The organism is Kineosporiaceae bacterium (genome assembly GCA_016713225.1).
Lineage (GTDB): Bacteria > Actinomycetota > Actinomycetes > Actinomycetales > Kineosporiaceae > JADJPO01.
In genome coordinates this window covers 741,634-767,255 of the sequence record JADJPO010000001.1, presented here as the reverse complement: position 1 = coordinate 767,255, position 25,622 = coordinate 741,634, and the positions used below count along the sequence as shown (strand labels likewise).

General features: G+C 71.9%; 23 protein-coding genes. 9 read left to right on the top strand and 14 right to left on the bottom strand.

Annotated features, from left to right (window positions below; translation table 11 throughout):
* Positions 1-12 precede the first annotated feature (12 nt).
* Both IPK24_03475 and IPK24_03470 read right to left on the bottom strand, forming a co-directional pair.
* On the bottom strand, positions 13-1,482 hold the full coding sequence (locus IPK24_03475; GenBank protein ID MBK8074634.1) for a hypothetical protein: 1,470 nt from the start codon (positions 1,480-1,482) through the stop codon (positions 13-15).
* Positions 1,479-2,795, bottom strand: coding sequence for a hypothetical protein (locus tag IPK24_03470; protein MBK8074633.1), 1,317 nt, complete (start codon positions 2,793-2,795; stop codon positions 1,479-1,481). The genes IPK24_03475 and IPK24_03470 overlap by 4 nt, the downstream gene beginning before the upstream one ends.
* Before the next feature lie 127 nt (positions 2,796-2,922).
* On the opposite strand from IPK24_03470, the gene IPK24_03465 reads away from it, so the two are divergent.
* Positions 2,923-4,122: a glycosyltransferase gene (locus tag IPK24_03465; GenBank protein ID MBK8074632.1), complete on the top strand. Its 1,200-nt coding sequence runs from the start codon at positions 2,923-2,925 to the stop codon at positions 4,120-4,122.
* Here IPK24_03465 and IPK24_03460 read toward each other — a convergent pair.
* On the bottom strand, positions 4,088-5,263 hold the full coding sequence (locus tag IPK24_03460) for a hypothetical protein (protein ID MBK8074631.1): 1,176 nt from the start codon (positions 5,261-5,263) through the stop codon (positions 4,088-4,090). The two genes, IPK24_03465 and IPK24_03460, sit on opposite strands and share 35 nt — an antisense overlap.
* On the bottom strand, positions 5,260-6,225 hold the full coding sequence (locus IPK24_03455) for a glycosyltransferase family 2 protein (GenBank protein ID MBK8074630.1): 966 nt from the start codon (positions 6,223-6,225) through the stop codon (positions 5,260-5,262). Before IPK24_03455 ends, IPK24_03460 begins: the two co-directional genes overlap by 4 nt.
* A 408-nt stretch (positions 6,226-6,633) precedes the next feature.
* On the opposite strand from IPK24_03455, the gene IPK24_03450 reads away from it, so the two are divergent.
* Together IPK24_03450 and IPK24_03445 are read left to right on the top strand one after the other, a co-directional pair.
* A complete protein-coding gene (locus IPK24_03450) occupies positions 6,634-7,215 on the top strand; it encodes a hypothetical protein (protein MBK8074629.1) in 582 nt (193 codons plus the stop codon).
* A gap of 55 nt (positions 7,216-7,270) precedes the next feature.
* Entirely contained in the window at positions 7,271-7,864 is a 594-nt protein-coding gene (locus tag IPK24_03445; GenBank protein ID MBK8074628.1) for a S24/S26 family peptidase, read from the top strand.
* On the opposite strand, the gene IPK24_03440 is transcribed toward IPK24_03445, so the two are convergent.
* Together IPK24_03440 and IPK24_03435 are read right to left on the bottom strand one after the other, a co-directional pair.
* On the bottom strand, positions 7,843-9,411 hold the full coding sequence (locus IPK24_03440; GenBank protein ID MBK8074627.1) for a GGDEF domain-containing protein: 1,569 nt from the start codon (positions 9,409-9,411) through the stop codon (positions 7,843-7,845). The two genes, IPK24_03445 and IPK24_03440, sit on opposite strands and share 22 nt — an antisense overlap.
* Complete coding sequence (locus IPK24_03435; protein MBK8074626.1) at positions 9,408-10,394, bottom strand: hypothetical protein; 987 nt, start codon at positions 10,392-10,394, stop codon at positions 9,408-9,410. The genes IPK24_03440 and IPK24_03435 overlap by 4 nt, the downstream gene beginning before the upstream one ends.
* A 162-nt stretch (positions 10,395-10,556) precedes the next feature.
* On the opposite strand from IPK24_03435, the gene IPK24_03430 reads away from it, so the two are divergent.
* A complete protein-coding gene (locus IPK24_03430) occupies positions 10,557-11,231 on the top strand; it encodes an MBL fold metallo-hydrolase (protein ID MBK8074625.1) in 675 nt (224 codons plus the stop codon).
* 52 nt (positions 11,232-11,283) lie between these two features.
* The gene (locus IPK24_03425; GenBank protein MBK8074624.1) at positions 11,284-12,084 is read left to right on the top strand and encodes a glutamine amidotransferase; all 801 of its coding nucleotides are present in this window, start codon (positions 11,284-11,286) and stop codon (positions 12,082-12,084) included.
* Here the strand turns inward: IPK24_03425 and purC are convergent.
* The 3 genes from purC to IPK24_03410 all read right to left on the bottom strand — a co-directional run bounded on the left by purC (position 12,059) and on the right by IPK24_03410 (position 14,905).
* A complete protein-coding gene (purC, locus tag IPK24_03420) occupies positions 12,059-13,048 on the bottom strand; it encodes a phosphoribosylaminoimidazolesuccinocarboxamide synthase (protein MBK8074623.1) in 990 nt (329 codons plus the stop codon). The genes IPK24_03425 and purC overlap by 26 nt on opposite strands.
* Positions 13,045-14,340, bottom strand: a complete 1,296-nt coding sequence (purD, locus tag IPK24_03415) for a phosphoribosylamine--glycine ligase (GenBank protein ID MBK8074622.1) — start codon at positions 14,338-14,340, stop codon at positions 13,045-13,047. The genes purC and purD overlap by 4 nt, the downstream gene beginning before the upstream one ends.
* A gap of 94 nt (positions 14,341-14,434) precedes the next feature.
* A complete protein-coding gene (locus IPK24_03410; protein ID MBK8074621.1) occupies positions 14,435-14,905 on the bottom strand; it encodes an SRPBCC family protein in 471 nt (156 codons plus the stop codon).
* Positions 14,906-15,043: 138 nt separating this feature from the next.
* Between IPK24_03410 and IPK24_03405 the strand changes: the two genes are divergently transcribed.
* Complete coding sequence (locus IPK24_03405; GenBank protein MBK8074620.1) at positions 15,044-15,829, top strand: MerR family transcriptional regulator; 786 nt, start codon at positions 15,044-15,046, stop codon at positions 15,827-15,829.
* A 478-nt stretch (positions 15,830-16,307) separates the two neighbouring features.
* On the opposite strand, the gene IPK24_03400 is transcribed toward IPK24_03405, so the two are convergent.
* Both IPK24_03400 and IPK24_03395 read right to left on the bottom strand, forming a co-directional pair.
* The gene (locus tag IPK24_03400) at positions 16,308-17,741 is read right to left on the bottom strand and encodes an aspartate aminotransferase family protein (GenBank protein ID MBK8074619.1); all 1,434 of its coding nucleotides are present in this window, start codon (positions 17,739-17,741) and stop codon (positions 16,308-16,310) included.
* Between the two features lie 46 nt (positions 17,742-17,787).
* Positions 17,788-19,854, bottom strand: coding sequence for a sigma-70 family RNA polymerase sigma factor (locus IPK24_03395; GenBank protein MBK8074618.1), 2,067 nt, complete (start codon positions 19,852-19,854; stop codon positions 17,788-17,790).
* A gap of 273 nt (positions 19,855-20,127) precedes the next feature.
* Here IPK24_03395 and IPK24_03390 point away from each other — a divergent pair, with 273 nt between their 5' ends.
* The gene (locus IPK24_03390; protein ID MBK8074617.1) at positions 20,128-20,349 is read left to right on the top strand and encodes a hypothetical protein; all 222 of its coding nucleotides are present in this window, start codon (positions 20,128-20,130) and stop codon (positions 20,347-20,349) included.
* Here IPK24_03390 and IPK24_03385 read toward each other — a convergent pair.
* On the bottom strand, positions 20,277-22,055 hold the full coding sequence (locus IPK24_03385) for a sigma-70 family RNA polymerase sigma factor (protein MBK8074616.1): 1,779 nt from the start codon (positions 22,053-22,055) through the stop codon (positions 20,277-20,279). The genes IPK24_03390 and IPK24_03385 overlap by 73 nt on opposite strands.
* A gap of 252 nt (positions 22,056-22,307) precedes the next feature.
* On the opposite strand from IPK24_03385, the gene IPK24_03380 reads away from it, so the two are divergent.
* Entirely contained in the window at positions 22,308-23,198 is an 891-nt protein-coding gene (locus IPK24_03380; GenBank protein ID MBK8074615.1) for a hypothetical protein, read from the top strand.
* Positions 23,199-23,240: 42 nt separating this feature from the next.
* Here IPK24_03380 and IPK24_03375 read toward each other — a convergent pair whose 3' ends face one another.
* Complete coding sequence (locus IPK24_03375; GenBank protein MBK8074614.1) at positions 23,241-23,786, bottom strand: orotate phosphoribosyltransferase; 546 nt, start codon at positions 23,784-23,786, stop codon at positions 23,241-23,243.
* Positions 23,787-23,852: 66 nt separating this feature from the next.
* Entirely contained in the window at positions 23,853-24,653 is an 801-nt protein-coding gene (locus IPK24_03370; protein ID MBK8074613.1) for an SDR family oxidoreductase, read from the bottom strand.
* A gap of 158 nt (positions 24,654-24,811) precedes the next feature.
* Between IPK24_03370 and xth the strand changes: the two genes are divergently transcribed.
* Positions 24,812-25,600, top strand: coding sequence for an exodeoxyribonuclease III (gene xth, locus IPK24_03365; protein MBK8074612.1), 789 nt, complete (start codon positions 24,812-24,814; stop codon positions 25,598-25,600).
* The last annotated feature ends 22 nt before the right edge of the window (positions 25,601-25,622 follow it).

The window sequence follows — 25,622 nt, the reverse complement described above, 5'->3', positions numbered from 1 at the left end:
CGCTGATCGCGGTCACGACCTGGTTCCTCGGTGGTCGAGGGGAGCGGGGTCGACGGGTCGGACGCGACGTCGTCCGACGCGCCAGGTCTGCATGCTCTGACCCGGTCGCCACCGCCCGGCACGTTCCAGCCAACCGCGCGCGGTGGCGAACGTCTCGCTGTCGCTCTCCAGCACCGGTTCGAAGCGGGGTGCCCACCAGGTCGTGGTGATGAACAACGGCAACACGGCGATCATCGTGGTGGTGCCGGGCTGGAGCATCCACAGCGAGACCAGCATGGTTACCGACAACGAACGGCTGGGTCCGCCCACGTAGGTGAACAGGATGCACGCCGCGATCACCAGGCCGACGATGACGCCGTACTCGAAGAAGATCTTCACCGGGCTGGGGGTGAGCAGGCCCATGATCCCGGAATCCAGCACCACCTTCTGCGACGATCCCGGGCCACGGCCGAACACCACCGCCATCGGGTCGTAGACCCAGCGCGGCCAGGTGTAGGAGTAGGGCAGGATTCCGCGCAGGCTGGTCGAGGACTGCTCTTCACCGGCCTCGGTCAATCGGCTCAGGATCGACTGCCCGAAGGGCGTGGCCACCAGGGCGATCACGCCGCCGACGGCCAACGGCAGGTACTTCACCAGGTTGTTCCGCACCGGGTAACCGAGCATCACCACGAACGCCACGGCCGCGATGGCGAACCCCGACCCGGCGGTCGCCGCCACCAGACCACCGCCGATGACGATCAGCGTGCGCAGCCGGGCGCCGGACAAGAAGCCGGCCACCAGCCCGAGACCGAGCTGCATCGAGACGAACGAGGGCTCCAGGCCGATCCAGGCATTGGCCCGGAACAGGTTGGAGCCGTAGACGATCGGGTAGGTGATGACGAAGTTCTGCATCAGTAGCCGGGGGGGCAACGCCTCGGCCAGGTAGTCCTGATACGGGATGCCGACCAACTGGGTGGCGATGAAGACCAGACACAGGGCTGCCAGGGCGGTGGCGATCCGGGCCATCCAGCGCAGCATCATCACGTAGGTCTCGCGTCGCCGGTCCTTGAGCACGGCCACCGCCGGCAGCCACACCACGAACAACAGCGCCCAAGCCGTGATGCTGATCAGCGGCTCGGCGACGAACCGCTGTTGCGCCGGCACCACCAGGGCAGCCGCGCCGGTCGCCGCCATCCAGAGCAGCAACCGGGTCCGGTCCACGACGAGCAGACCCCGCAGCAGCCCCCAGCCCGCCCAGGCCGGCACGAGCACCACCAGGATGGACACGTCGGAGATCACGATCGACGAGAACCGCTGCAACAGCACCATCGCCGCGAACAGGCCCACCATGTACCGCACGGTGGCCTGTTGCAGCGTCCGCGCGCCGAGGGGATCGGCCTGCGGATCAGGGGCCGGGCCACGCCACGGGTGCAGCATGGTGACCCGGCGAGGCCGGATCACCGCCACCTCCGCCGACGGTGGGGCCGCGACGACCGAGGTCACGGAGCCAGCACGACAATCGGCTCGGCCGACTCGACGGCAGCCACCGTGTCCCAGACCTGCTGCAGGGTGGAGCGGCCCTCCTTGGCCACGACCACGGCCATCAGGTCGGACTGCCCCGAGATCAGGCCGACCGCCTCGGGCTCGGCGGTACAGGCCACCACCAGCACGTCGGTGGAGAAGTAGGCCTTGACGTCCTGGCGGATGTCACGGCGCAGCACCCACACCTCGTCCGGCAGGGCCATCGAGGAGTCGCCCGACTCCAGCGCGATCGCGTTCACCAGGGTCACGCTCGACCCGTGGGTACGCAGGTGGTTGGCCACCGCCGCCGCGAACCGGGACGCCGAGGACGGCGTGGAGGGCAGCGAGAGGACGACGAGCGTCGAGTGACCCGACTCGAGCAGCCGGCCCGCGACCTCACCGGCCTGGGTGGTGGCCCGCAACGTCAGCTCCGGGGCCAGTGCCCGCAGCTCGGACGGCGTCCGCACCCGGCGTCGTCCGGCACCCACGGCCAGGGCCGCCAGGCCACCGAGCAACAGGCCACCGACGCCACCCAGGCCTGCGGCCACCGGGCCCGAGGCGCCGGCCGGCAGGAACGAGGTCGCATTGCTGCCGGCGGTCACGGCCAACGAGGACAGGACGTTGTCCGTCAGCGCTTGACCCAGGCCCTTGGCGAGCTCGGACCGGCGATCGGGCTCGCCGGCGGCGGCGGGACCCGTCAGGGGGCTGTCCATCTCCTTGCCGATGCGCTCGGTCGCCTGGCGGTTCAACAGCTCACTGTCGGTCTGGGCCTTCTTGATGACGGCGCGCAAGACCGCATTGGCCTCCTTGACCGCCTGTCGGCCCGAGGTGTTCGAGACCGTGATCTCGATCAGGTCGGTGTCGAGTTTCCAGACCGCTTTGATCCGCTTGGCGAGGTCTTCGGGCGCGACGCCCTTGATGTCGGGGTCGGTGGCCGCCGCGGCGATCACCGGTGGCGACACCGCGACGTCCTCGTTGGTCTGGCCGACCTGCTTGAGCCGCAACGGGTCGCCGACCCCGGTCACCCGCAGCACGGCGGTGGCCTGGTACGTCTGATTTGCCCCCAGCAGCAGGCCGCCCAGGGTGCCGACCAGAGCGGCGACCACCAACCAGGGCCAGCGCGCCCGCAGCAGCGCCAGCACGGGCGCCGGACGGGCGGCGGCCTTCGGCAGCCGGCGGTTCTCGGCCGGCAGCGGCTCGGCGGGCAGCGGGGTCGAGCCCGTGGGTGGTCCGGCACCGGGCATTTTCGGCCCGTTGTGGACGCTCAGGGCGCGATCCTCATCCGGCGGGGTCATAGCCGACATACTAGGAGCCTCACTGACGAGGGCTGATCACGACCCTCGTGGTCGGGCAGTACGAGCCGCACTCACGTGCGGGGGCACTACGAACGGACAGGGTGGCGTGCAAGGTCAGCGCTGGATCATGGTTGCCGACTCGCCGTTCCTGCCTGCCACGGACGGCGGCGAGCAGGAGCACCTCGGTTTCGTCCGCGCCGCCGCGCGGGAGGGCTTGCTCGCCCTGGTGGTGCTCCCCGACGGTGACACGGTTGAGTTGTCAGACTACAACCGGCTGCTGCCCGGCGTGCCGATCCTGTCGACTCCCCGCCGAACCAGCCCGCTCTGGCTGGCCCACCCCACCAAGCCCTACGTGGTCGCCTCCCGCCCGGCGCCGTCCTGGCTGGTAGCCCGGGCCCGCGACCTCGCGCCGGACGCCACCGGCATCGTGGTCTTCTCGTTCAAGGCGGCCGATCTGGGCGAGGCCCTGGCCCGCGGGCTCGATCTGCCGGCCGTGCTGCGCCAGCACAACCGCGAGAGCGTCTACAGCCGCCGGGTGGCCGAGCAGACCCCCGGACCACGCGGCTGGGTGATGCGCTGGGAGGCGATGCGGATCGCCCGGCACGAACAGCGGCTGAACCAGGCGGACTGGCTCGACGGCGTGGCGGACATCTCGTTGGCCGATGCCCGCTGGCGCGCGGGCACCGGGGCGCGCCACGTCGTCCACGTGCCACCGTTCGCCCTCGGCCTGGACGCCAGGGACGACGCCCCACCCCCCGCACGCACGCCGTCCGCCACCGAGCCGCGGCTGCTGTTCCTGGGCAGCCTGGACACGGCGACCAACACCGGGGCCATCGACTGGCTGCTGAGCCGGGTCTGGCCGATCATCCTGGCGAAGCACCCCCGGGTGGTGCTGGACGTCGTCGGCCGCGGCCCCTCACCGGCCCTGCGGCAACGGCTGGCGGCGACCGAGCGGGTCGAGCTGTTCGCCGACGTGCCCGATCTGACCCCGTACCTGAACCGCACCTCCGTGGCGCTCAACCCGGTGGTCTCCGGCTCGGGGGTGAACATCAAGTTGATCGACTACCTGGACGCCGGGCTGCCCCTGGTGAGCACCTCCCTGGCCACCGCGGGGCTGCCGCTCGAGGCGGGCGTCGATCTCGAGGTGCACGACGATCCGCAGGAGTTCGCGGCCGCCGTCCTGCGACTGGTGGACGACCCGACCCTGGCCGGGCGACTGGCCCGATCGGGACGCCGCCACCTGCGGGAGTTGCTCGACGCCCCGACCAACCTGGCCCGGATCGGGGACCTGCTCAGCCCGCGGCGCTCGGCGAGCCCGACGGCGTGAGGGCCGCCTTCGGGCGTGGCCGGGCACCCCACAGCGCTCGGTACTCGGCCGCTGCTCTCGGGTTCTGCACCTGGTCCCAGATCGAGGACCCGATGTAGGCCTCGGGCTCGTTGAAGTAGTTCTCGAACGCCAGGTCGGCCGAGTTCGCGGCGAACCACGAGTACATGGCGTAGATGAAGAAGTCGTTGTCGCCGCCACCGCGCTTGGCGGTCGAGGTCAGACCCCACTCGGGCACCGCGAAGCGCTTGCGGTGGGCGCGGGCGAAGTCGAGGGTGTCCTGCAGACCGGCGGCCTTGGCCGGCTTCAGTGCCCGGTCGAAGCGCTGCTGCGTGGGGGCGACGAGTTGGTAGTGGTCGTAGTGGTCGACCCCGATCACGTCCACCACGTCGTCACCGGGGTAGAGCTTGGTGAGGGGGTCGAGCCGGTCGGTCTGACCGTGGATGGCGGCACCGGCACTGATGTCGAACACGATCGTGCACCCGGGCAGCTTGGCCTTCATCAGGGTCGCCACCCGACGGAAGGCGGCCTTGAACAACTCGGGGGTGTTCTCCGGCTTGCCTGCCCCCCAGGGGAACCAGTCGCCGTTGGCCTCCAGACCCACCCGGATCACGGACTTCGACCGTTGGTGGCGGGCCAGCGTGGCGGCGACGGCGGTGAACGCCGAGTCGTGTCGGCCCGCGGCCACCTCGGCCAACGCCCCGGGCGCGGCGTCCTTGGGCAGCAGCGGCAGGCCGTAGACCAGGGTGCCTGCGAAACCGTCGAACACACTGACGTGCCATTCCGACTTCTCGGCGAGCTCCTGCCAGGTGCCGTAGGCCGGGTAGGTCACCGCGGTGTCGGCCGGCGATCCACGCCAGCCGGCAAAGGCCGCGACCCGTTTCGCCCCCCACGTGCCACCGGTCCAGACCCCGCTCGACCACCCGGTGACGGCGCTCGGGGTCGCCGTGGGGACGGCCTGGATCGGTGGGGTGCGCAGCCGGGTCCAGTAGAAGGCACCGCCCGCTCCCAGCCCCAGCACCAGAACGAGCGCGGCAACCAGTCCGATCAGGACGCCGCGTGACGGGCCACTGCGGTAGCGGAAGACCTCCGGGGCAGCGTGGGGGTCCGGGTGGGCGTCGGAGTCGTGGGCGGTGAACGTCACGACATGTCCGGCTCGCCGCGCCACATCCCGCGCAGGTACGCGGCGTGCGCTCGCGCCAGGTCCTTGCGGCCCTCGAGCCGGGCCTGGATCAGGCGCAGGGTCGTGGCCACGGTGAGCGAGATGCGCATCAGTGAGGTGGCGAGCGGGCTGTTCTGGTCAGCCACGTACTTGATCATCGAGGCGCCGCGCATCTGGAACATGCGGGTCTTGGCCTCGCCCGAGCCGCCGCCGAGGTGGGGAACGAGGATGTCCGTGCGCAGGCGCAGCGTGCGTCCCGCCTCGCGCGCGCGGCGTCCGAAGGCCATGTCCTCGTTGTAGACGAAAAATCGCTCGTCGAAACCGCCGAGCGACAGGAAATCCTCCCGCGGGACCGCGAGGCAGGCTCCGCTGAGCCATTCCAACTGCAGTGGCTTGCCGGGCACCGGGCGGGCGTAGACCCCGGCCCGGGGGAAGATCCGGTGCAGCCCGAGCGCATGCACCAGGCACCGCATCGTGGTCGGCTCCCAGCCACCCACGCCGAGCTCGACCCGCCCGTCCGGCAGCACCGTGGTGGCCCCGACCGCGGCCAGCAGCGGATCCGCCTCGAGATCCTCGACCATCGTCTCGAGCTGCGCCAGGGTCGGGCCACTGTCGGGGTTGACGAAGATCAGGTAGTCGGCGGTGGAGGTCCGTGCCCCGAGGTTGGCTGCCTTGGCGAACCCCTGCCCGGGTCCGGGCAGATAGCGCGCATGCGGACGATCGTCGGCCAGCTCGGCCATCCCATCGGCGCCCTGCGCGTTGTCGACGAGGGCCACCGGGACGTCAGCCGGGAGCCGTGAGAGCAGAGCCTCGGCCAATGGCCGGCTCTGATAGGTGACGAGGATGACCTCGTACCGATCTCCCACGCTCTCTCCCACGTCGCCCACCGAGTACCCCGTCAGTGGGGCAGCGTCCACGGTCCTTTCGTGCACCACGACCTTCATCACACCGGATGTGATCGCGCTTCGCCAAACCTGCGTTCCACCCATGGTGCTGTCGAGTTGCGCGAGTGCACCGTTCGTACACCCCCAGCCTGCCCGTTCATCACGTCCCGCGCGGGCAAAGTACGCCAATTCTCGGGGGAACCTGACACCGAGGGTCTCGGGCCGTGCTCGGCAGCCGAACCAGGTCACCGGGCGCCGCTCCATCGGGCGCCCCGTGGCCACGGGTTCACAGGGTCGACACGGCGGGCTGTCAGGGTTCGCGCCGGCCGGCGCTGGGCCATTCGGGTGTCGCTGCGATGGATCGTCGACAACGTCACGTCCCCGGACTGCATTTCGTCGCGCCATCGACCGATGACACATCTCGACGGGCCCCAACACGCCTACCGCGTGGCCCCGAGGAGGATCGACATGGCCGAGCACAGCACCCGACGGCGGCACCGACCGGGCATCGCTGTCCTGGTTCCGCTGGCGCTGCTCGCGAGCAGCGCCGTCGTGTACCAGGCGTCCAATGCCGCCTTCAGTGCCACCACGACCAACGGGGTCAACTCGTGGCAGACCGGATCCGTGGCGATCAGCGACAACGACAGCAATGTCGCGATGTTCTCGGTGACCGGCCTCAAGCCGGGTGACACCGGCACGAAGTGCATCGTCGTCACCTACACCGGCTCGCTCGACGCCGCGGTCACGCTGTACGGCACCAGCTACACCGACACCGGCTTGGGGCAGTACCTCGACCTGACCGTGCAGGAGGGCAGCGGAGCGAACGCCAACTGCTCCGACTTCAGCTCCACCGCGAGCTTGCACAGCGCGACGCTGGACGCCTTCGCCGCCGCGAGCACCGGCTACGCCACCGGCGTGTCCAGCTGGGCGCCGACGGGTGGATCCAACGCCACCAAGACCTTCCGCTTCGTCTGGACGTTGCAGGACGACAACAACGCCATGGGCAAGAGCTCCGCGCTGACCTTCACCTGGGAAGCCCAGAACACCTGATCCGGCGCGCTGTCCGATCGGTACACCGACCATGACGGGCGGGGTGCCCCCGCAGGTGACCGTGCTGCCGGGCGGCCGTGGCGACCCAGCCGAGCGACCCGACCCGGACGGCGCCGCCGACCGGGTCGGCGGGCTGGGCGGTGGGTTGGGTGGGGCCGTCTGGTCACTGCTGAACACGGCGGCGACGAGCTGGTTGCTGGTGGTCTGTTCCCTGATCGGCTGGTCCCTGGCGCCGCTCGTCATCGGCTGGCATCCCACCTTGGTGGTCACCGGCTCGATGGCACCCTGGATCGATCCGGGCGACGTCGTCCTGTTCGCGCCGCCCACGAAGGCACCGGCACGCGGACAGGTGGTGCTGCTCAGCGACCCCTACACCGCGACCGGACGGGTGGTGCACCGCATCGTGCGGGTCGAGCCGGACGGACGCTTCCGTACCCAGGGCGATGCCAACCCGAGCATGGACTCCGAACTGCACACCACCGATGAACTGCTCGGGGTGGGGCGCCTCGTGGTGCCGGCGGCCGGACGACTGGCCCTGCTGCAGCACGGCCGGGCCGACCAGACCTCCCGGCTCTGGCTGATCACGACCGGCTGCGCCGCCCTGGTGTTCGTGGCCTCACGCGGGCGTCAACGGCCCGAGGAGTCCTGAGCCGCCGGGCTCTGGGCCTCGGCCGCCAGGTGCGCCTGCAAGGCCGTCTGGGTGTCCGGACCGGCGATGACCACCCGGTTGCGGCCGGTGCGCTTGGCCAGCAAGAGGGCGTCGTCGGCCGCGCGGATCACGGCCTCGATGCCGTCGGCGTCCTCGGGCACACCGGCGACCCCCATGCTGGCGGTCACCTTCACCGGCGAGTCCGCCAGGGGTAGGCCGAGACGAACCCGGTCGGCCAGGACCGCCGCGGCGGCGGTGTCCATGCCGGGCATGATCATCGCGAACTCCTCGCCGCCGTAGCGGGCGACGAAGGCCCGTGCCCCGGCCTGCTCGGTGAGCACGCGTGCCACCGCCGCCAGCACCTGGTCACCCACCGGGTGACCGTGGACGTCGTTGACCTTCTTGAAGAAGTCGACGTCGACGAGGACCAGGACGAACGGCGTCGCCCGCTCGCGCCAGGCCCGTTCGTGTTCGGCGAGAGCGGTGTCGAAGGCCCGGCGGTTGGCCACGCCGGTCAGTCCGTCGGTCACGGCGGCGCGCTGGGCCTGTTCCATCAGCTGAGCGCGAGCCAGGGCCAGGGCCGCGGTGGCGGCGGCCTGCGTCGCCGCCTCGATCACCCGGCGCTCCACCCGATGACTGCGCCACCGGCTGGGGCCGAAGTCCAAGACCAGGAACTGTTGCCGCCCCTCGCTCGATCCCCGCAACGGGATCGCCGCCAACCGGCGCGCGCCGGGCAGTTCGGCGGCCAGATCGGGGTCGAGTCGGGGATCCAGGCGCAGCGCCAGGGTGGCCCCGGGGCGGGTGGCCGCCAGGTCGAGGTAGGCCGACGCCGTGTCGTCCTGGGCGAGTCGGTGACGGACCACGGCCCGCGAGGCGCCGAGCTCGTCGACCACGAAGTCCCGCAGCCGCTCGGTGACGGCACCGGGGGTCTCGTCGGTGAGCAGCGCGGAGGCCAACCGTTCCAACGACTCGGCGTCGTAGCGCCGACGCCGCAGTTCGCGTTCGTTGATGGAGGCCGCCACCGAGGTCACGATCACCACCAGCCAGAGCACCAGGGTGTCGGTGACCACGAGGATCTCGCGACTGATTCCGGGCGTCCCCGGGACGCGCGGGAACAGCCCACTCTCCTCACCGCGCCAGGCGATCACGAGCATCAGGGACTGCCAGACGGCCAGCTTCAGGCCGGTGCGAAAGGACGCCAACAGACATACGGCGACGAGAAAGGCCGCCACCACGGTGTCGGTGGCCAGCCCGTGCCCCAGACGGTCGTGCGCGTACTGCACGAACACGCCGTCCAGCAGCAGGCTGACGCCGAATGCCTTCACCGCCAGGGTGGTGAACCGGGTCCAGACCACCGCCGAGAGCAGGCCGGTCGAGATCACGTAGCCACCGACCACCCAGGCGTCGCCGGCGGTCAGGTCCGTCTGCAGGCCGCCCAACACCCCGAGGACGACGACCGCCGCGAGGCGGAAGAACGCCATGGCGGCTGTCCGCTGCGAGAGCGGGGCCACCTCGATGCCGGAGCGTCGAGCGGGAGCAGAGTTCACAGCGCACCACCGAATCGGTCGGGAAAGGAGACCTCGTTGTCCCGTTGGCGAACCGAGCTGACGGCGAGTTTGGGGTCACGCCGGTCGATGCGGTCCTGCACGATCAGGAAGGCCAGGGCGAAGAGCAGGGCCAGCAGGGGGTACTGCGGCCGGGAGACGACGGCGCCGACGGTCACCGCGACCTGACGACTCACCTCCTGAACCCGGGCCAGCGCGCGGCCCAGGGTCAGATCCGGCTCGATGCTCGAGCCGCCGCCCGAGGAGGATCCGCCGCCCGGCACGGTCGGGCGCGTGGTCGGCGACGGGCTGCTCTCGGGTGTCACGGACGGCGTCGGGTCGGTCGGGTCGGTCGTGCTGGTCGTCGTGGGCGTCGTGGGCGTGGCCGTCGTCGGTGTCGTCGTCGGTGTCGGCGTGGGTGTCGGGGTGGTCGGGGTGACCTCCGGGGAAGCGTTCGAGGTCAGCTGCCAGACGAAGCTGCCCTCGGCGGTGACGCCCTGGGGGGTCGAGGCGTCCAGCGCGACGGTCACCCGGAACGACCGGGCCGGGTCGGCGTCCGGCGTCCACCCGGTGGCCACGCCCCGGGTGCCGGAGGCGGCCAGGTCGGCCAGCGATCCCTGGAACAGGACGGCGCCGGTGAAGCCCGCGCAGTCGCCGTAGCGGGCGCCGTCCCCGAGCTCGACCGTCAGCTGCAGGTGAGCGGCCAGGGTGCCCGCCACGTCCACCGCGGCGAGACGCACCGAGTCCTGCGGCTCGAGCGCCTGGGCCTGGATGCGCAGGCACTGGGTGTACGTGTGATCCGGCGCCAGGTTCAGACCCGGGAACATCGCCCGGTCGGCGTCGTCATCGAAGATGGCGATGCTCACCTGTGCCGGGCGGGCGGCTGCCGGGTCGGCGAAGGCGAACAGGAATCCGAGCGACATCACCAGGGCAGCGAGCAGTGTGGAGCCGGCCGCGGCGGACCTCGTGCGCCCGCGCATCACCACCGCCCTCTCACCCCCCGCTCACTGCCGTGTCGCCCGCGGAACAGACCTGCTTCGAGATGTCGGCAGACCGGCCTCGACGCTTGACCCGGTCGTCGATCACAGCGGCGGGTCGCGCGACGTCGTGCCCTGTCTGCTCGGGCCGCACGGTGCTTGTGTGGGGGTATGCGGTTGACCCATCTCGGACATTCCTGTCTGTTGCTGGAGGACGGCGGTAGCCGGGTCCTGATCGATCCGGGCTCGATGTCCCCCGGTGCCGAGGAACTCACGGATCTGGACGCCGTCCTGATCACTCACGGCCACAGCGATCACCTGGACGCCGAGCGGCTGCCGGTGTTGCTGGACGGCAACACCACCGCGGTGTTGATCACCGAGCCGGAGGCCGCCGGCGATCTGACCAGGGTGGGGATCGAGGCCCGGGGGCTGCACCCGGGCCAGGCTGTCACCGTGGCCGGATTCGAGGTGTCCGCCCTCGGCGGGCTGCACGCCCCGGTGCATCCCGAGGCGCCCCGCATCGGCAACATCGGGTTGCTGCTGCGCAGCCCCGGCGGCAGCACGGTGTTCCACCCCGGGGACGCCCTGGACGCCGTCCCTCCCCGCGGCAGCGGCACGGTCGACGTCCTGGCGCTGCCCGTGAGCGGCTCGTGGCTCTCGCTCGGGGCGGCGATCGACTTCGCCCGCGCAGTGGCCCCACGCGCCGTGCTGGCCGTCCATGACGCGGCCCTGTCGCCGTACGGACGGCGCTCGGCGGCGCACTGGCTCACCCAGCTGCTCGGCATGCCGGTGCTGGACGGCTCTGCACCGATCGACCTCGACTCCGATCAGCCGGTCCGGAGCTGACCGCGCCGGCCCAGGTGGGGCACGACCCGCAGCGGGATCTAGGCTGACCGACGTGAAACCGTTCCTGCTGCTGGCCACGCGCGCCGAAGACGCCGCCGCGGACAACGAGTACCAGGCCTTCCAGCACTTCGCGGGCCTGGCGGAACGCCACCTGGTGCGCCACCGCCTCGAGCGTGACCCGTTGGGGCCGATCGAGCTGGCGGACTACTCCGGCATCCTGCTCGGCGGCGGACCGTTCAACTCCAGCGACCCCGAGGAGGCCAAGTCGACGGTTCAGCGGCGTGTCGAGGCCGACCTGCGCCGGCTGCTCGACGAGGTCGTGGCCGCGGACTTCCCGTTCCTGGGGGCCTGTTACGGCATCGGGACCCTGGGCGCGCATCAGGGGGCGGTGATCGACCGGACCTACGCCGAGCCGGTGGGCGCCGTCCGGATCACCCTGACCCGCGACGGCCGGGCCGATCCGTTGCTGACCGAGCTGCCGGACAGCTTCGACGCCTTCGTCGGGCACAAGGAGGCGGTCAGTGTGCTGCCCGACCACGCCGTCCTGCTCGCCGGCTCACCCACCTGCCCGGTGCAGCTGTTCCGGGTGGGCCGCAACGTCTACGCCACCCAGTTCCACCCCGAGCTGGACGTCGACGGGCTGAGTACCCGGGTGGAGGTCTACAAGCACGCCGGGTACTTTCCCCCCGAACAGGCCGACGAGATCAAGGCCATGGCCCGGGCCAGCGACGTCACTCACCCGCCCGCCCTGTTGCGCGCCTTCGTGGCGCGGTATGCCGGCACCGAGGACTCGCCCGGGTCCGGCGCCACGCCGTCCGCAGAGGTGCTCAGTTCGTCCAGCGCCGGCCGGTGAGCCGCTCGTAGGCCTCGACGTACCGGGCGCGGGTGCGTTCGACGACGTCCTCGGGTAGGGGCGGCGGCGCCTGGTCGCCATGGCGGTCCCACCCGGACGACGCCGAGGTCAGCCAGTCGCGGACGAACTGCTTGTCGAAGCTGGGCTGAGCCCGCCCGGGCTGCCAGCCGTCGGCCGGCCAGAACCGCGAGGAGTCCGGGGTCAGCACCTCGTCGCCGAGCATGATGTCACCGGCACCGGCACCGACGCCGAACTCGAACTTGGTGTCGGCCACCAGGATTCCGCGATCGCGGGCGATCTTCTCGGCCGTCGCGTAGACGGTCAGGGTCAGCTCACGAATCCGCGCTGCGGTCGGCTGCCCGACCCTCGCAACCACCTGGTCATAAGTGACGTTCTCGTCGTGCTCACCCATCGGGGCCTTGGTGGCCGGGGTGAAGATCGGCTCGGGCAATCGCGATCCGTCGAGCAACCCGGGCGGCAGCCGGACGCCGCAAACCTGACCGCCCTGACCGCCCTGACCGCCCCGATCGCCCCGACCGCCCTCGCCGCCGCTCGTCGTGGCGACGTACTCGGCCAGCCCCGACCCGGTCAGATAGCCCCGGGCGACGCACTCCACCGGGATCATCTCCAGCCGGCGGCAGATCATGGCGCGGCCGGCCACCGCCGCGGGCACCTCGGTGGTCAGCACGTGATGGGCCACCACACCGGCGAGCCGCTCGAACCACCACAGGCTGAGTGCGGTGAGAATCCGGCCCTTGTCGGGGATCGGCGTGACCAGCACGTGGTCGTAGGCCGAGATGCGATCACTGGCGACCACCAGCACGCGGTCGGCGTCGGCGGCGTCGGCGGAGTCGGCGGGTACGTAGAGATCACGCACCTTGCCGGAGTAGACGTGGCGCCACCCCGGCACCCCGGCCGCCGGCGAATCCGCCTCTGCCACGGGCGAATCGGCGTCGGCGCTCATGCCGAGGCCACCGCCGAGGACTCGGCGGCCGCCACGGCCGCGATATCCGAGCGGTAGTGCGCCCCCGGCAACTCGATACGCGAGATCGCCTCGTACGCAACGCTTCGTGCGGCGTCCAGATCATCACCCAGGCCGACCACCGAGAGCACCCGACCGCCGGCCGAGACCAACCGGCCCTCGGGGTCGCGCGCCGTTCCGGCGTGCAGCACGCTCGCCCCGGTCACGGACGCCGCGGCGTCCAGGCCGGTGATCGCGTCACCGGTACGCGGGGCGGCGGGGTAGTTGTCGGCGGCGAGCACGACGGTGACCGCGGCGGCGTCCCGCCACCGCAGCGGGGCCAGGCCGGCCAGGGCGCCGGTGGCCGCGGCGAGCAACACCCCGCCGAGCGGGGTGGCGAGTCGGGCGAGCACCGATTGGGTCTCGGGGTCCCCGAAACGCACGTTGAACTCGACCACGCGCAGACCGCGCGCGGTGAGCGCCAGGCCGCAGTAGAGGACCCCGCTGAAGGGGGTGCCACGGTGGGCCATCTCGCGCACCACGGGCAGCGCCACCCGATCGACCACGTTGTCGACCAGGTGGGCCGGTGCCCACGGTAACGGGCTGTAGGCGCCCATGCCTCCCGTGTTCGGCCCGGTGTCGCCATCACCCACGCGCTTGAAGTCCTGCGCCGGGGCCAGCGGCACCGCGCTCTCGCCGTCGCACAGGACGAACAGCGACACCTCGGGGCCGTCGAGGTACTCCTCGACGACCACGGCAGCGTCGGGGCGTCCGGCCAGGCAGGTGCGCGCGTGGGCGAGCGCAGCGTCCCGATCGTCGGTGACCACCACACCCTTGCCGGCAGCCAGGCCGTCGTCCTTGACCACGTGGGGCGCACCGAAGGCATCGAGCGCCTCGGCGACCTCGTCGAGGGTGGTGCACACGTGGGCCATGGCCGTCGGGACCCCGGCGGCGGCCATGATCTCCTTGGCGAAGGCCTTGCTGCCCTCGAGCCGGGCGGCCTCGGCGGAGGGGCCGAAGCAGGGCACCCCGGCCGCGCGGACGGCGTCCGCCACCCCGGCGACCAGTGGGGCCTCGGGGCCGACCACCACCAGGTCGAAGCCCGTGCCGGCGCTCGCCTCGGCCTCGATCAGAGCCCGGACGGCATCCGGGTCGGCGGCGTCGACCGGCCGACAGGGTACGGGCATGCCCGGATTGCCCGGGGCTGCAACGATGTCGCGGACGTCCGCATCGGCGGACAGGGCGGCGACCAGGGCATGTTCACGGGCACCGGAGCCCAGCACGAGAACCTTCACGCTCGCGAGCCTAGTCGGGCCGGGCCACCTCACCCGAGGTGGCTCGGGTGAGCGCGGGACACGTGCGGTCAGATGGTCCGGTCAGATGGTCAGGTCAGTGACCGTGCTCGAGCTCGTGCTCGGCGTCCTTCTCGACCTCGTGCTCGAGGTCGTGGTCGTGGCGCAACACCTGCTCCATCTTGCGCAGGTCGATCTCTGCGGTGTCGTTGCGCGACCCGAACAACTCGGCGAGCCCGGACATGAAGCCGACCGGATCGGCGGTGAACTGGAGTTTGATCTTCGTTTGCTTCTCGCCCTCGGCGTGCAGCCGGATCTCACCCTCGTACATCGGCCCTTCGAGGGCCTTCCAGGTGAAGCGATGCTCGCGGTGGTGATGAGTGATCGCAGCAACCACCTCACGGGTCGTGCGACCGCTGCGGATCACCATGCGGTATCGGTGATGCCCTGCCTTGCTGATCTCTTCGAGATCCTCCAGGAACAGGGGCCAGGTCTGAACATCGTGGAGACGCTCCTCGACCTCGTCCAGCGGGAGCGAGATCACGGAGGCTGCGGTTTGGTGCGACATCGAGAACACCTCCTACTGAGCACTGTAGGTCGATTCCGGCGCCGTGGCCTGGGCAGATCGGCTCGACTCGATGTGATCTGCGAGCCGTCGGCGAACCGGCTTGACCCTCCCCCGGCGTGAGGCCACACAGTGGGGGCCATGGACACGACGCACGCAGCCGCCGAGCCGATGTCGGTCGGCCGGGTGAGCAGCCGATTCGGCATCACGGTACGCACCCTGCACCACTACGACGAGGTGGGGTTGCTGCGCCCGAGTGAGCGGACGTCGTCCGGTTATCGGCTCTACACCGCAAGGGATCTCACTCGGCTGGCCCACATCGTGACCTACCGCCGGCTGGGCTTCTCGCTGGAGCAGATCGCCGACCTGCTGGACGCCGACCCGGACGGCGTCGCGAGCCACCTGCGCCGTCAGCGCGAGGTGGTCTCGTCCCGGCTGGATGACCTGCACGCCCTGATCACCGCCCTCGATCACGCCCTGGAGACGACCATGACCGACCAACCGTTGAGTGCCGCCGAGCTGAAGGAGTTGTTCGGCGACGGCTACGGCGAGGACTACGCCGCCGAGGCCGAGCAGCGCTGGGGCGAGACCGACGCCTGGAAGCAGTCCCGGTCGCGCACCTCGCGCTACACCCGCGCCGACTGGGAGGCGGTCAAGGCCGAGGCCGAGGCGGTCAACGTCGCCTTCGTCGCCGCCCTGGAGGCGGGCCTGCCCGCGACGTCGGTCGAGGCCATGGACGCCGCCGAGGCCCACCGGCGCCAGATCCACGACCGGTTCTACGACCTCGGCTACGACATGCACCGCGGCCTGGCCGACATGTACCTGGCCGACCCGAGGTTCACGAAGACCTACGAGGACGTCCACGAAGGCCTGGCCCAGTACGTCCGCGACGCCATCCACGCCAACGCCGACCGCCACACCCCCTGACACCCCACCAACAAACCCGCTCATGCTCCGCAGGTGACTCGCCATGCTCCGCAGGTGACGCGTTTGGACCCTCCCAGGGAGCCCATCCGCGTCACCCGCGGAGTATGAGCAGGTCGGGTGAGGGTCACGGAGGGCGAACATCATGATCGTGACGCTTCGGCCTGCACGACGGACCACGTCGTCACGATCATGATCGGACGTCGCGTGCCACGACACGGGGTCGGTCGGCGTCTCGGGGCACCCGTGGAGCGGGTGGTGCAGACGTCGATGCGCTCACTGATCGGTGCCCGACCCCGGACGACGCGAGCCGGCCGAGCGCTGACGGTCCCACCGAGCCCGGTCCTGCCGGCCAACCCTCTGACCAAAACCTGCTCATGCTCCGCGGGTGACGGCCTGATACCCGCAGGGAGGCCTTGTGTGCGGCCTCAGCGGAGCATCGAGCGTCACCTGCGGAGCATGAGCCGGTTTGGTGGGGTGGTCAGGAGTCCTGGTCGATGACGAGGCGCGCGACGTCGTCCAGCGCCTCTTCGAGCAGGGCCAGGCCGTAGCGGGCCTCGTCGTCGGTGATGTTCAGGGCCGGGACGACGTGGGTCCGGCTGCCGTTGACGAACGGCATCAGACCGCGCTGGCGGCACGCCGCCCCCAGCTTGAGCATCGGCGCGTTGGCGTCCCCGGCAGCGTTGAACGGCACCAGCGGTTCGCGGGTCTCCTTGTCGCGCACCAGCTCCAGCGCCCAGAACGCCCCGGCACCGCGCACCTCGCCGATGATCGGGCTGCGCTGCGCCATGGCGGCCAGCTCCGGGCCGAAGACCTCACGGCCGAGCCGGTCGGCGTTCTCGACGATCCCCTCCTCGGTCATGGCGTTGATGGTCGCCACGGCCGCGGCGCAGGCCAACGGGTGCCCCGAGTAGGTCAGCCCACCGGGGAACGCCCGGGTGGCGAACGTGTCGTAGATCGCGCTCGACACGATCACGCCGCCCAGCGGCACGTACCCCGAGTTCACGCCCTTGGCGAAGGTGATCAGATCGGGGCGCACGCCGTCCCCGGCCAGCTCACAGGCGAACCAGCGCCCGGCCCGGCCGAAGCCGCTCATCACCTCGTCGGCGATCCACAGGATCTGGTACTTGTCGCACAGCTCACGCACCCCGGCCAGGTACCCGGCCGGCGGGATCATGATGCCTGCGGTGCCCGGAATCGACTCCAGCACGATGGCGGCGATCGTCGAGGCGCCCTCGAGCACGATGGTCTGCTCGAGATGGGCCAGCGCCCGCGCACACTCCTCCTCCTCGGTGGTCGCGTGGAAGGACGAGCGGTACAGGAACGGCCCCTGAACGTGGACGACGCCCTCGGCGCCGTAGTCGTTCGGCCACCGCCGCGGGTCACCGGTGAGGTTGATCGCCGTGGTGGTGTTGCCGTGATAGCTGCGGTACCGGGCGAGCACCTTGCGGCGGCCGGTGTGCAGCCGCGCCATCCGGACGGCGTTCTCGATCGCGTCGGCGCCGCCGTTGGTGAAGAAGACATGGGTGAAGTCGTCGCCGTCACCGGCCGAGACGCCACCGATCTGCTGCGCCCGCTCGACGATCAACCGGGCGGCCTCCGAGCGCGCGGCGTTGGCGTGCTGCGGGGCGACGGTGGCCAGCAACGCGGCCTGCTCCTGGATCGCCGAGACCACCTTCGGGTGGCCGAACCCGATGTTGGTGTAGACCAGCTGGCTCGAGAAGTCCAGGTAGGTGGTGGCATCCCCGTCCCAGACCCACGACCCCTGCGCCCCCGCGACCACCAGGGGGTTGAGCGTCGCCTGGGCGGACCAGGAGTGGAACACGTGCGCCCGGTCGAGCTCGTAGGTGCGCTTGGCACCATCGACGTCGGCGACGGGCGTGGGACGGGTTGGGGGCACGGCGCGACTGGTCATGGCGCGGAAGCGTACGCGACCCTCCTGCGACGTAGCAGGGTTCTGGTCAGCTGATCACCAGACAATTCTGGACCGTCAGGGTGGTCGTGCCGACGTCACTGGTGCCCGCCGTGTCGGTGACCGTCACGGTCAGGGTTCGCGACCCCAGGCCGGTGAACGGCCCCACCTGACCGGACAGCACGCCCGCCCCGGCCGGCTGCAGCGGCGCGGTCACGGCGCCCGCCTCGCCCGGCGTCCACGACACCGTGCCGCTGACCGGCAGGGGCGACGTGAACGTCACCGTGACGCCGGCCGTATCGGGGGTACACCCGAGGAACATCACCTGCGCAGGACTCACGGTCACGGCCACGATCTGCGGGCTCGGGGCAGGCGACGGGCTGGGCGTCGGCGTGGGGGGCCGCGGCGCGGGCGGCGAGGGTGCGGGGGGCGACGGCAGGGCGGTCGGCGGCGTCTCGCTCGGCGGCACGGTGGGGTTGCCGGACGACGGCCCACCCGAGGACGGCGAGGCCGTGGCCGGTCCGGTGGGTGTGGCCGAGCCGGACGTCGGCACCGCGGGGGAGGTCGCCGGGGACCCTCCGGGAACGGCGCCGTCGGCCGCTGTGTCCGGGCCGGGGCTCACCCCCGGCACCGGGGATGACCTCGGCGAGGGCACCAGGGTGGGCGTCGGCAGAGATCCGGGCAGAGATCCGGGCAGGGATCCGGGAGATCCGGGCAGGGATCCGGGCGCGGAACCGGTCCCGCCACCTCCCGACGGCGAACCGTCGGGCGAGGACAGGTCCCCGGGGAAGGCCATCGGCGGGCTGGTGGGACGCACCACGACACCGCCCCGCCCGGAGATCACATCATCGACGGTCCACCAACCGCCCATCGCGAGGGCCGTGACGGACCCGATGCCGACCAACCCCATCCGTCGCCGGCGACGCCGATCCGCCGACTCGCGATCCTCACCGGGCCAGGGGTCGTCCCCGGGGTCGAGGTCCAGGTCGACCGCCAGATCCCGGCCCAGCACGACACCCGCAGCCCGATCCTGCTCGCGCTCCTGCTCGTCGTCCGGGGCGACCACCGGGGCGACGACCGGCTCCACGCCGGGGGCCACCGAAGCCGCGACATGACCTGACCCGACGACCGGTCCGGTCCCGCCATCGAGCGGCACCCGCGGGAATCCGTCGTCCTGCCATGCCTCGTCACGCCGCTGGCCGGGCAGCTGCCCCACCGCCGCGGACGCCGCCCCCACGGCTGCGGCAGCCGGCTGCGTCGACAGCTGGGTCAGCGCACTCACCAGGCGCACGTGCAGCTCTTCGGGCAGCACCACCGCGGGCGGCAGCAGCGCCGGCGCCAGCCGGTCGAGTGAGACCAGCCCCTCGCGGCGCCGCACGCACACCGGGCAGCTCTCGATGTGCCGCACCACCCGGCCCCGCACGGCCAGCGAGAACCGGCCGTCCCAGCCGTCCAGCAGCTGGTCGAGACCGGGGCAGTCCGGCCGGCCCGAGCGCGCGATCATCACGGCGCCCAGACACCGCTCCAGCCGATCACGCATCCGGGTGAGCATCACCGCGGCGTGCCCCGGGGTCACCCCCATCACGGTGGCCAGGTCGCTCGCCTCCAACCCGCCCCGCAGGTGCAACTCGAGCACCTCACGATCCCGCGGCTGCAACCCGTCGGCAGCGGTCCAGACCAGCTCACGCAGCTCGCTGCGCGAGGCCTCGACATCGGCCGCGGGCGCGTCGTCCTCGAGCCATTCGCTCACCGGGCTGGCGCCCTGGTCCAGGCTGATCGCCACGCGCGCCCCCGCCCGGCGCCACGACGCCACCTCGTTGCGCAGGATGGCGAACAACCAGGCCCGCAGCCGGGCCGGTTCGCGCAGCGTGCCGATGCGGGTCGCGGCGCGCACGAAGGTCTCGTGGACGACGTCGCCCGCGCTGCTGCGGTCGTCGACCAGCACCAGGGCGGTGCCGAACAGGGCCGGGGCGAAGCGGCGGTACACCGCATCGAAGGCCGGCGCTCCGCCGCGTTGCCAGGCCAGTGCGAGGTCGGCATCACTCCCGTCGGGCGGCACCGAGAGTGCGGCGGTGGGCGGATGCTCGTCGGGGTGCACTCCTCCGGCAGGACGCATCCGACCTCCAGTAGCCACGACCAGGCGTCCGACACGCCCCGACGGGCGTGAGTCTGACACTGGCCGGTGTCGATCATCGAAACCGGAGATTCGTTGCAGCCCAGGCCCTTCGGTTGTTGTCGGGCATCAGCCCACCCCTCGCCCGGCCGACCGAACGGCAATCTCCTCCGTTCACCCGAGGTGCTGGGGTGTAGTCCCGCCACGGGCATCGACGTCTTGATCACGAGTGCCCCGATCCGGGCGCCCGAGAATCAGTCGAACCCTGGAGGCACCATGAACCGTCGCCCGTATCTGGCCGCACCCCAGGCGATCGTGTTGACCCTGGTGAACACCCTGCTCCTGGGCGTCGCGTCGGGATCGCTGGTCGTCGTGTTCCGGTCGAGCGGAACTCACCGACCGATGATCATCGCCGAGGCCGCGGCTCACCCGATCACTCGGCAGGCGGCGACGGTGACCGACGGGGCCGCCGTTGCGCTGCGCCCCTGGGCGTCCTGAAGCGCGACGCTCAGCGTCATCGTGCCGGTCACGCCGAACGGGCCGACCCGGCCGGACAGCCCGGTGCCGGTGGGGGTCAGCGACGTCGTCACGTACTGACCCTTGGCCGCCTGCCAGCGGACCGTGCCGGTGAACGGAGCGACGCCCCGGACCACCACCGACACCGTGGCGGTGGAGGGGGTACACCCCGACTGCAGCACCGTGGCGGGGCCGGCGCTCACCCGCAGGATCTGCAGCGGAGTGGCCGAGGGTGAGGGGCGCACCTGAGACGGGGACGGGTCCGGCGACGGCGTCGGGGTCGCCGGAACGCTCCCCGACCGGGACGGCGTGGGCGGCGATGGGGTGACCACGATCGACGGAGAGGACCCGGACGCGGACGGTGTGGCGGACCCCCGAGGTGTCGAGGAGGTCGGCTGCGGCGTCGACGGCGCGGGCGGTGTGGTGCCGGCGCGCGGAGCGCCGGCTCCCGTCGGCGCACCGGCGGACGACCCTGCCGAGACATCGGAGGACGGTGCGGCCGACGCTGCGGTCGACTCGGTGGCCCCCGGGAAGGCGAGCGCCGAGGCCGATGCCCCCGGCGGGAGCGCATCGGCCAGCGCCACCTCGGTGCGCTCCCCCGCGCGTCGGACGACGACCCCCACCGCGGCGAGCAGCAGCACGACAGCGGCCGCCACGACCAGCGCGGAACGGCGGCGCGTGGCCGGTTCACCGACCCGGTGCGGGTCACGGTCGAAGAGCAGACTCGGGGACACCGCGCCGACGGCCCCGTCCGACACCGCGGACTCGAGGTCGGGATCGACCGCGGGCCACGGGAACCCGTCGTCCCGCCAGGCCCAGCCCCCGGACGGCAACTGGCCCGGTGCACCAGGTGCCGCAGCACCGGACGCCGCCCCGCCCGGCCCGCCGAGCTGCGACAGGTCCGCGACCAGCCGGGCGTGCAGATCCTCGGGCACCAGCACCACCGGCGGCACGATCACCGGCGCGAGGTGCTGCAGCGAGACCAGCCCGGCCCGCCGTCGTCCACAGATCGGGCAACCCTCGACGTGACGCACCACGGTGCCGCGAACCGCGAGGGAGAACCGGCCGTCCCAGCCGTCGAGCAGCTGGTCGAGAGCGGCACAGTCCTGGCGTCCCGACCGGGCGATCAGCACGGCGCCCAGGCAGCGTTCCAGCCGGTCCCGCATCCGCGACAGCAGGACGGCGGCATGCCCCGGGGTCACCCCCATCACCTGGGCCAGGTCGGCCGCCTCCAGACCACCGCGCAGGTGGAGTTCGAGCACTTCGCGATCGCGCGGTTGCAGCCCGTCCGCGGCGGTCCACACCAGATCTGCCAGCTCGCGGCGCGAGGCCTGGACGTCGGCCGCCGGGGCGTCGTCCGCGAGCCACTCGCTCACCGGGGCCGGCCCGTCGTCCAGCCCACCACCGGTGCGGGAGCGCGACCGGTGCCACGAGGTGGCCTCGTTGCGCAGGATCGCGAACAGCCAGGCGCGCAGCCGAGCCGGATCACGCAATGTGCCGATGCGCGTGGCGGCGCGCAGAAAGGTGTCGTGGACGACGTCGCCGGCGGCGTGGCGATCCCCCACCAGGGCGACGGCGGTGCCGAACAACCGGGCGGCGAAGGCACGGTAGACCGCATCGAAGGCGCCCGCCTCACCGGCCTGCCAGGCCAGGGCGAGTTCCGCCTCGGTGCGCTCGCCGGAATCCATCCCCGACCTCCCGGTGCGTGTGGCGACCTCATGGCAACACGACGACCCGCGCGGACGAGTCTGACACCCCAGGAGCCGGCTTTCTGTGGCCTCGTACCCGGACCCCTCGACATCTCGCCGGAAATTTCCGCAGAAATTGTCGTCCTGGGGTGTTGGGCCACCCGGGCTGCCCCGTCGTGGTGCCGAGAGCTCGCACCGTGCGGGCCACGACGACGGCCCACGCCAGCGGGTCGGACACCTCGGGAGGCAGCCGTGAACCACCAGATGATCTTCGATACCCGCGCCGAGCTCGACGGCCCGTCACCGGCGCCACAGGCGGCCGGCATGCCGGCTCAGCGCTACCCCGCCGTGGTGGTCGATCCCTTCGGGGTCGACCCGGCGCCGAGCCCTCACCAGCACCGCATCGCGCTGGTGGTGGTCATCGCCGTCCTGCTCGGGATCGCCGCAGGCTCGATCGCCTATCTGTTGCGCCCGGGCGAGCGCGGACCCGTCGCGGCGTCCGGACCGGTCGGCTCGGCCTCGGCCCCCGCCTCCCCGGGGGCGGGCACGCCGGTGGCCGCCGATTCCCGCGGCACCGGCGTCTCGAGCGGAGCATCGGGCGCCGGCCTCGCCGTCGCGGGTGGCTCGTCCGACCCGGGCACGTCCGGCAAGGGCTCGTCCGGCAAGGGCTCGGCGGGTCAGGGCTCGTCCGGGCAGGGCTCGCCCGGCGACGACCCGGATGGGCTACCGGGCGATGGCACCGAGGGCGATGACGGCGACACCGATGGGGACGTCCCCCTGATCGCCCAGGTCCACGTGCTCTCGCCCGCGGGCGGCAAGCACACGGCCGGGATTCCCCTGACGATCAAGGCCACGGCGAAACACCCGGTCACCGGCGCGTACCTTCCCGGGACACGACTGCACTGGACGGTCACCAAGGCCGGCCACGTGCTGCGCAGCGGCACCGGCACCTTCGGCAGCGTGCCCGGATACCTGATGACCTCGGGCGGCTACCACGTGCGCGTCGAGTACGTGTACCCGGGCTGGTCCGGGTCGGACGACGTCAGCCTCAGCGTGCCGTTCGAGCTGAAGCCGGTCGGCCCCGAGCCCTCACCGGCGGTCGGCGGACCGGCCGACGAGGTGCTCCCCCAGCCCCAGGACTGACCCGCCGTGCCTCACGCGCGGAACCGGCTTCGGGCCGGCCGGTCACAAGCCGAGATCGGCCAGCCCGAACGCCGCCCGATACTCGAGGCCCTCGGACTCGACCACCTCGCGGGCACCGGTACCCCGATCCACGATCACCGCGACCCCGACCACGTTCGCCCCGGCCTCGCGCAGCGCCTGCACCGCGGTGAGCACCGACCCACCGGTGGTGGAGGTGTCCTCGACGGCCAGCACGCGCCGTCCGGGTACGTCGGGACCCTCGATGCGGCGCTGCAGCCCGTGCGCCTTGCCCTCCTTGCGGACCACGAAGGCGTCGAGGGCCTCACCCCGGGCGGCAGCGGCGTGCAGCATCGCGGTGGCCACCGGGTCGGCGCCGAGGGTGAGCCCGCCGACGGCCTCGTAGTCCCAGCCGGCGACGAGGTCGAGCATCACCCGGCCGACCAGCGGGGCGGCCCGGTGGTGCAGTGTGATGCGGCGCAGGTCGACGTAGTAGTCGGCCTCGCGGCCACTGGACAGCGTCACCCGGCCGTGCACCACCGCCAGGTCGGTGATCAGCGAGCGCAACGCCTCGCGGTCGTCGGTGGTCACGGCAGTCGTCACGTCGGCGCTCACGGCCCCGAGCCTACGCCGAGCCGGACCCCGGATGCGGGGCGCTCAGCGCTGCCGGCCCCGTCCCCGTCGGCCGCCGGCGAGGCGCCGGTTGACGCGGTGGCTCAGCCTCAGCGGCAGCTGCCGGGCGAGCGCCACGACGGTTCGATACCGCCGGGTCGGGATGCTCACCGGGCGTCCGGCGACCGCCGCGGCGAGGGCCGTGTTCACCACCTCGGTGACCGGCACGTAAGCCCAGGCCGGGGCCACCGGGCCGCGGGCGCCGAGGCGCTGGTGGAACTCGGTGCGCACGAATCCGGGGCAGACCGCCGTGGCCGTGACGCCGGTGCCGTCGAGCTCGATCGCCAGTGAGGCCGTGAACGTGGTCACCCAGGCCTTGGCCGCCGAGTAGGTGCCCGTGGTCAGGAAGGAGGCCACGGACGAGACGTTGATGATCTGCCCACGGCCTCGGGCGGCCATACCGGGGGCGGCTGCATGACTGAGTACCAGGACGGCGGTCACCAGCACCGCGAGCATCGCCTCCTCCCGCTCGAGGTCGCCGCCGACGAACCGCTGGGCCAGCCCGAATCCGGCGTTGTTGACCAGGATGTCGACCGGGTCGGCGGTGTCGCGCAGCCGATCGGCCACCCGCTCCACCTGAGTGCGGTCGCAGAGATCGGCCACCAGCACCTCGACTCCGACACCGAACTCGGCACGCAGTTGATCGGCAACCTGCTGCAGCCGAGCCCCGTCGCGGGCGACCACTACCAGCTCATGGCCCTGGGCGGCCAGGGTGCGAGCGAACTCCAGGCCGATTCCGGCGGTGGCCCCGCTGACCAGCGCGGTGCCGGACAGATGAGAAGGCATGCCCCCTGTCTACCGCGGCGGTCGCCGCCCGTCGGGCAGATGCGTCGCACCAGATTCGTCACAACTCACGGATCAGGCGTCTGACATCGATGTCGCGCGCACTCGTGACGACACTGGTGCGGATTCGACCGCCTCGGGGCCGAGGTAGCCTCGCTGGCGTGCGCTTGGCCACCTGGAACGTGAACTCGATCCGCAGCCGCGTCGACCGCGTCGTCGACTGGTTGCCCCGCGCCGGGGTCGATGTGCTGGCCCTGCAAGAGACCAAGTGCCGCGAGACCCAGTTCCCCTTCCTGCCGTTCGAGGCCGCCGGCTACGAGGTGGTGCACCACGGGCTGAACCAGTGGAACGGGGTCGCGATCGCCTCCCGGGTGGGGATCAGCGACGTCGAGGTGGGCTTCCCCGGCATGCCGACCTGGGGTGAGCCCGCCGCGGCCGAGGCCCGGGCCATCGGAGCCACCTGCGGTGGGGTGCGGGTGTGGAGCCTGTACGTGCCCAACGGCCGCACCCTGGCAGACCCCCACCTGGCGTACAAGATCGCCTGGCTGGGCAGGCTGCGCGAGGCCGGGCTGGAATGGCTCGAGAAAGATCCGGAGGCGGCCATCGCCCTGGTCGGCGACTGGAACGTGGCTCCGTTCGACGAGGACGTCTGGGACATGGCGAAGTTCGCCGACAGTACCCATGTCAGCCCGGCCGAACGCGCGGCGTTCCACTCCGTGGTCGAGGCCGGCTTCACCGATGTGGTGCGACCCCACGCGCCCGGGCCGGGGGTCTACACCTACTGGGACTACACCCAATTGCGCTTCCCGCGGCGCGAGGGCATGCGGATCGACTTCGTCCTCGCCTCACCTGCCCTGGCCGCCCGCGTCACCGGCGCGGCGATCGATCGCGAGGAGCGCAAGGGCAAGGGCGCCAGCGACCACGCCCCGGTCGTCGTCGAGATCGGCTGAGACAGCGGAGTCCCACGTAGAC

Excerpts from the sequence above, each read along its gene's own strand:
- IPK24_03470 (MBK8074633.1), bottom strand. The coding sequence starts at position 2,795 with ATGACCCCGCCGGATGAGGATCGCGCCCTGAGCGTCCACAACGGGCCG.
- IPK24_03465 (MBK8074632.1), top strand. The coding sequence starts at position 2,923 with ATGGTTGCCGACTCGCCGTTCCTGCCTGCCACGGACGGCGGCGAGCAG.
- IPK24_03455 (MBK8074630.1), bottom strand. The coding sequence starts at position 6,225 with ATGAAGGTCGTGGTGCACGAAAGGACCGTGGACGCTGCCCCACTGACG.
- IPK24_03450 (MBK8074629.1), top strand. The coding sequence starts at position 6,634 with ATGGCCGAGCACAGCACCCGACGGCGGCACCGACCGGGCATCGCTGTC.
- IPK24_03430 (MBK8074625.1), top strand. The coding sequence starts at position 10,557 with ATGCGGTTGACCCATCTCGGACATTCCTGTCTGTTGCTGGAGGACGGC.
- purC (MBK8074623.1), bottom strand. The coding sequence starts at position 13,048 with ATGAGCGCCGACGCCGATTCGCCCGTGGCAGAGGCGGATTCGCCGGCG.
- IPK24_03410 (MBK8074621.1), bottom strand. The coding sequence starts at position 14,905 with ATGTCGCACCAAACCGCAGCCTCCGTGATCTCGCTCCCGCTGGACGAG.
- IPK24_03405 (MBK8074620.1), top strand. The coding sequence starts at position 15,044 with ATGGACACGACGCACGCAGCCGCCGAGCCGATGTCGGTCGGCCGGGTG.
- IPK24_03400 (MBK8074619.1), bottom strand. The coding sequence starts at position 17,741 with ATGACCAGTCGCGCCGTGCCCCCAACCCGTCCCACGCCCGTCGCCGAC.
- IPK24_03395 (MBK8074618.1), bottom strand. The coding sequence starts at position 19,854 with ATGCGTCCTGCCGGAGGAGTGCACCCCGACGAGCATCCGCCCACCGCC.
- IPK24_03390 (MBK8074617.1), top strand. The coding sequence starts at position 20,128 with ATGAACCGTCGCCCGTATCTGGCCGCACCCCAGGCGATCGTGTTGACC.
- IPK24_03385 (MBK8074616.1), bottom strand. The coding sequence starts at position 22,055 with ATGGATTCCGGCGAGCGCACCGAGGCGGAACTCGCCCTGGCCTGGCAG.
- IPK24_03370 (MBK8074613.1), bottom strand. The coding sequence starts at position 24,653 with ATGCCTTCTCATCTGTCCGGCACCGCGCTGGTCAGCGGGGCCACCGCC.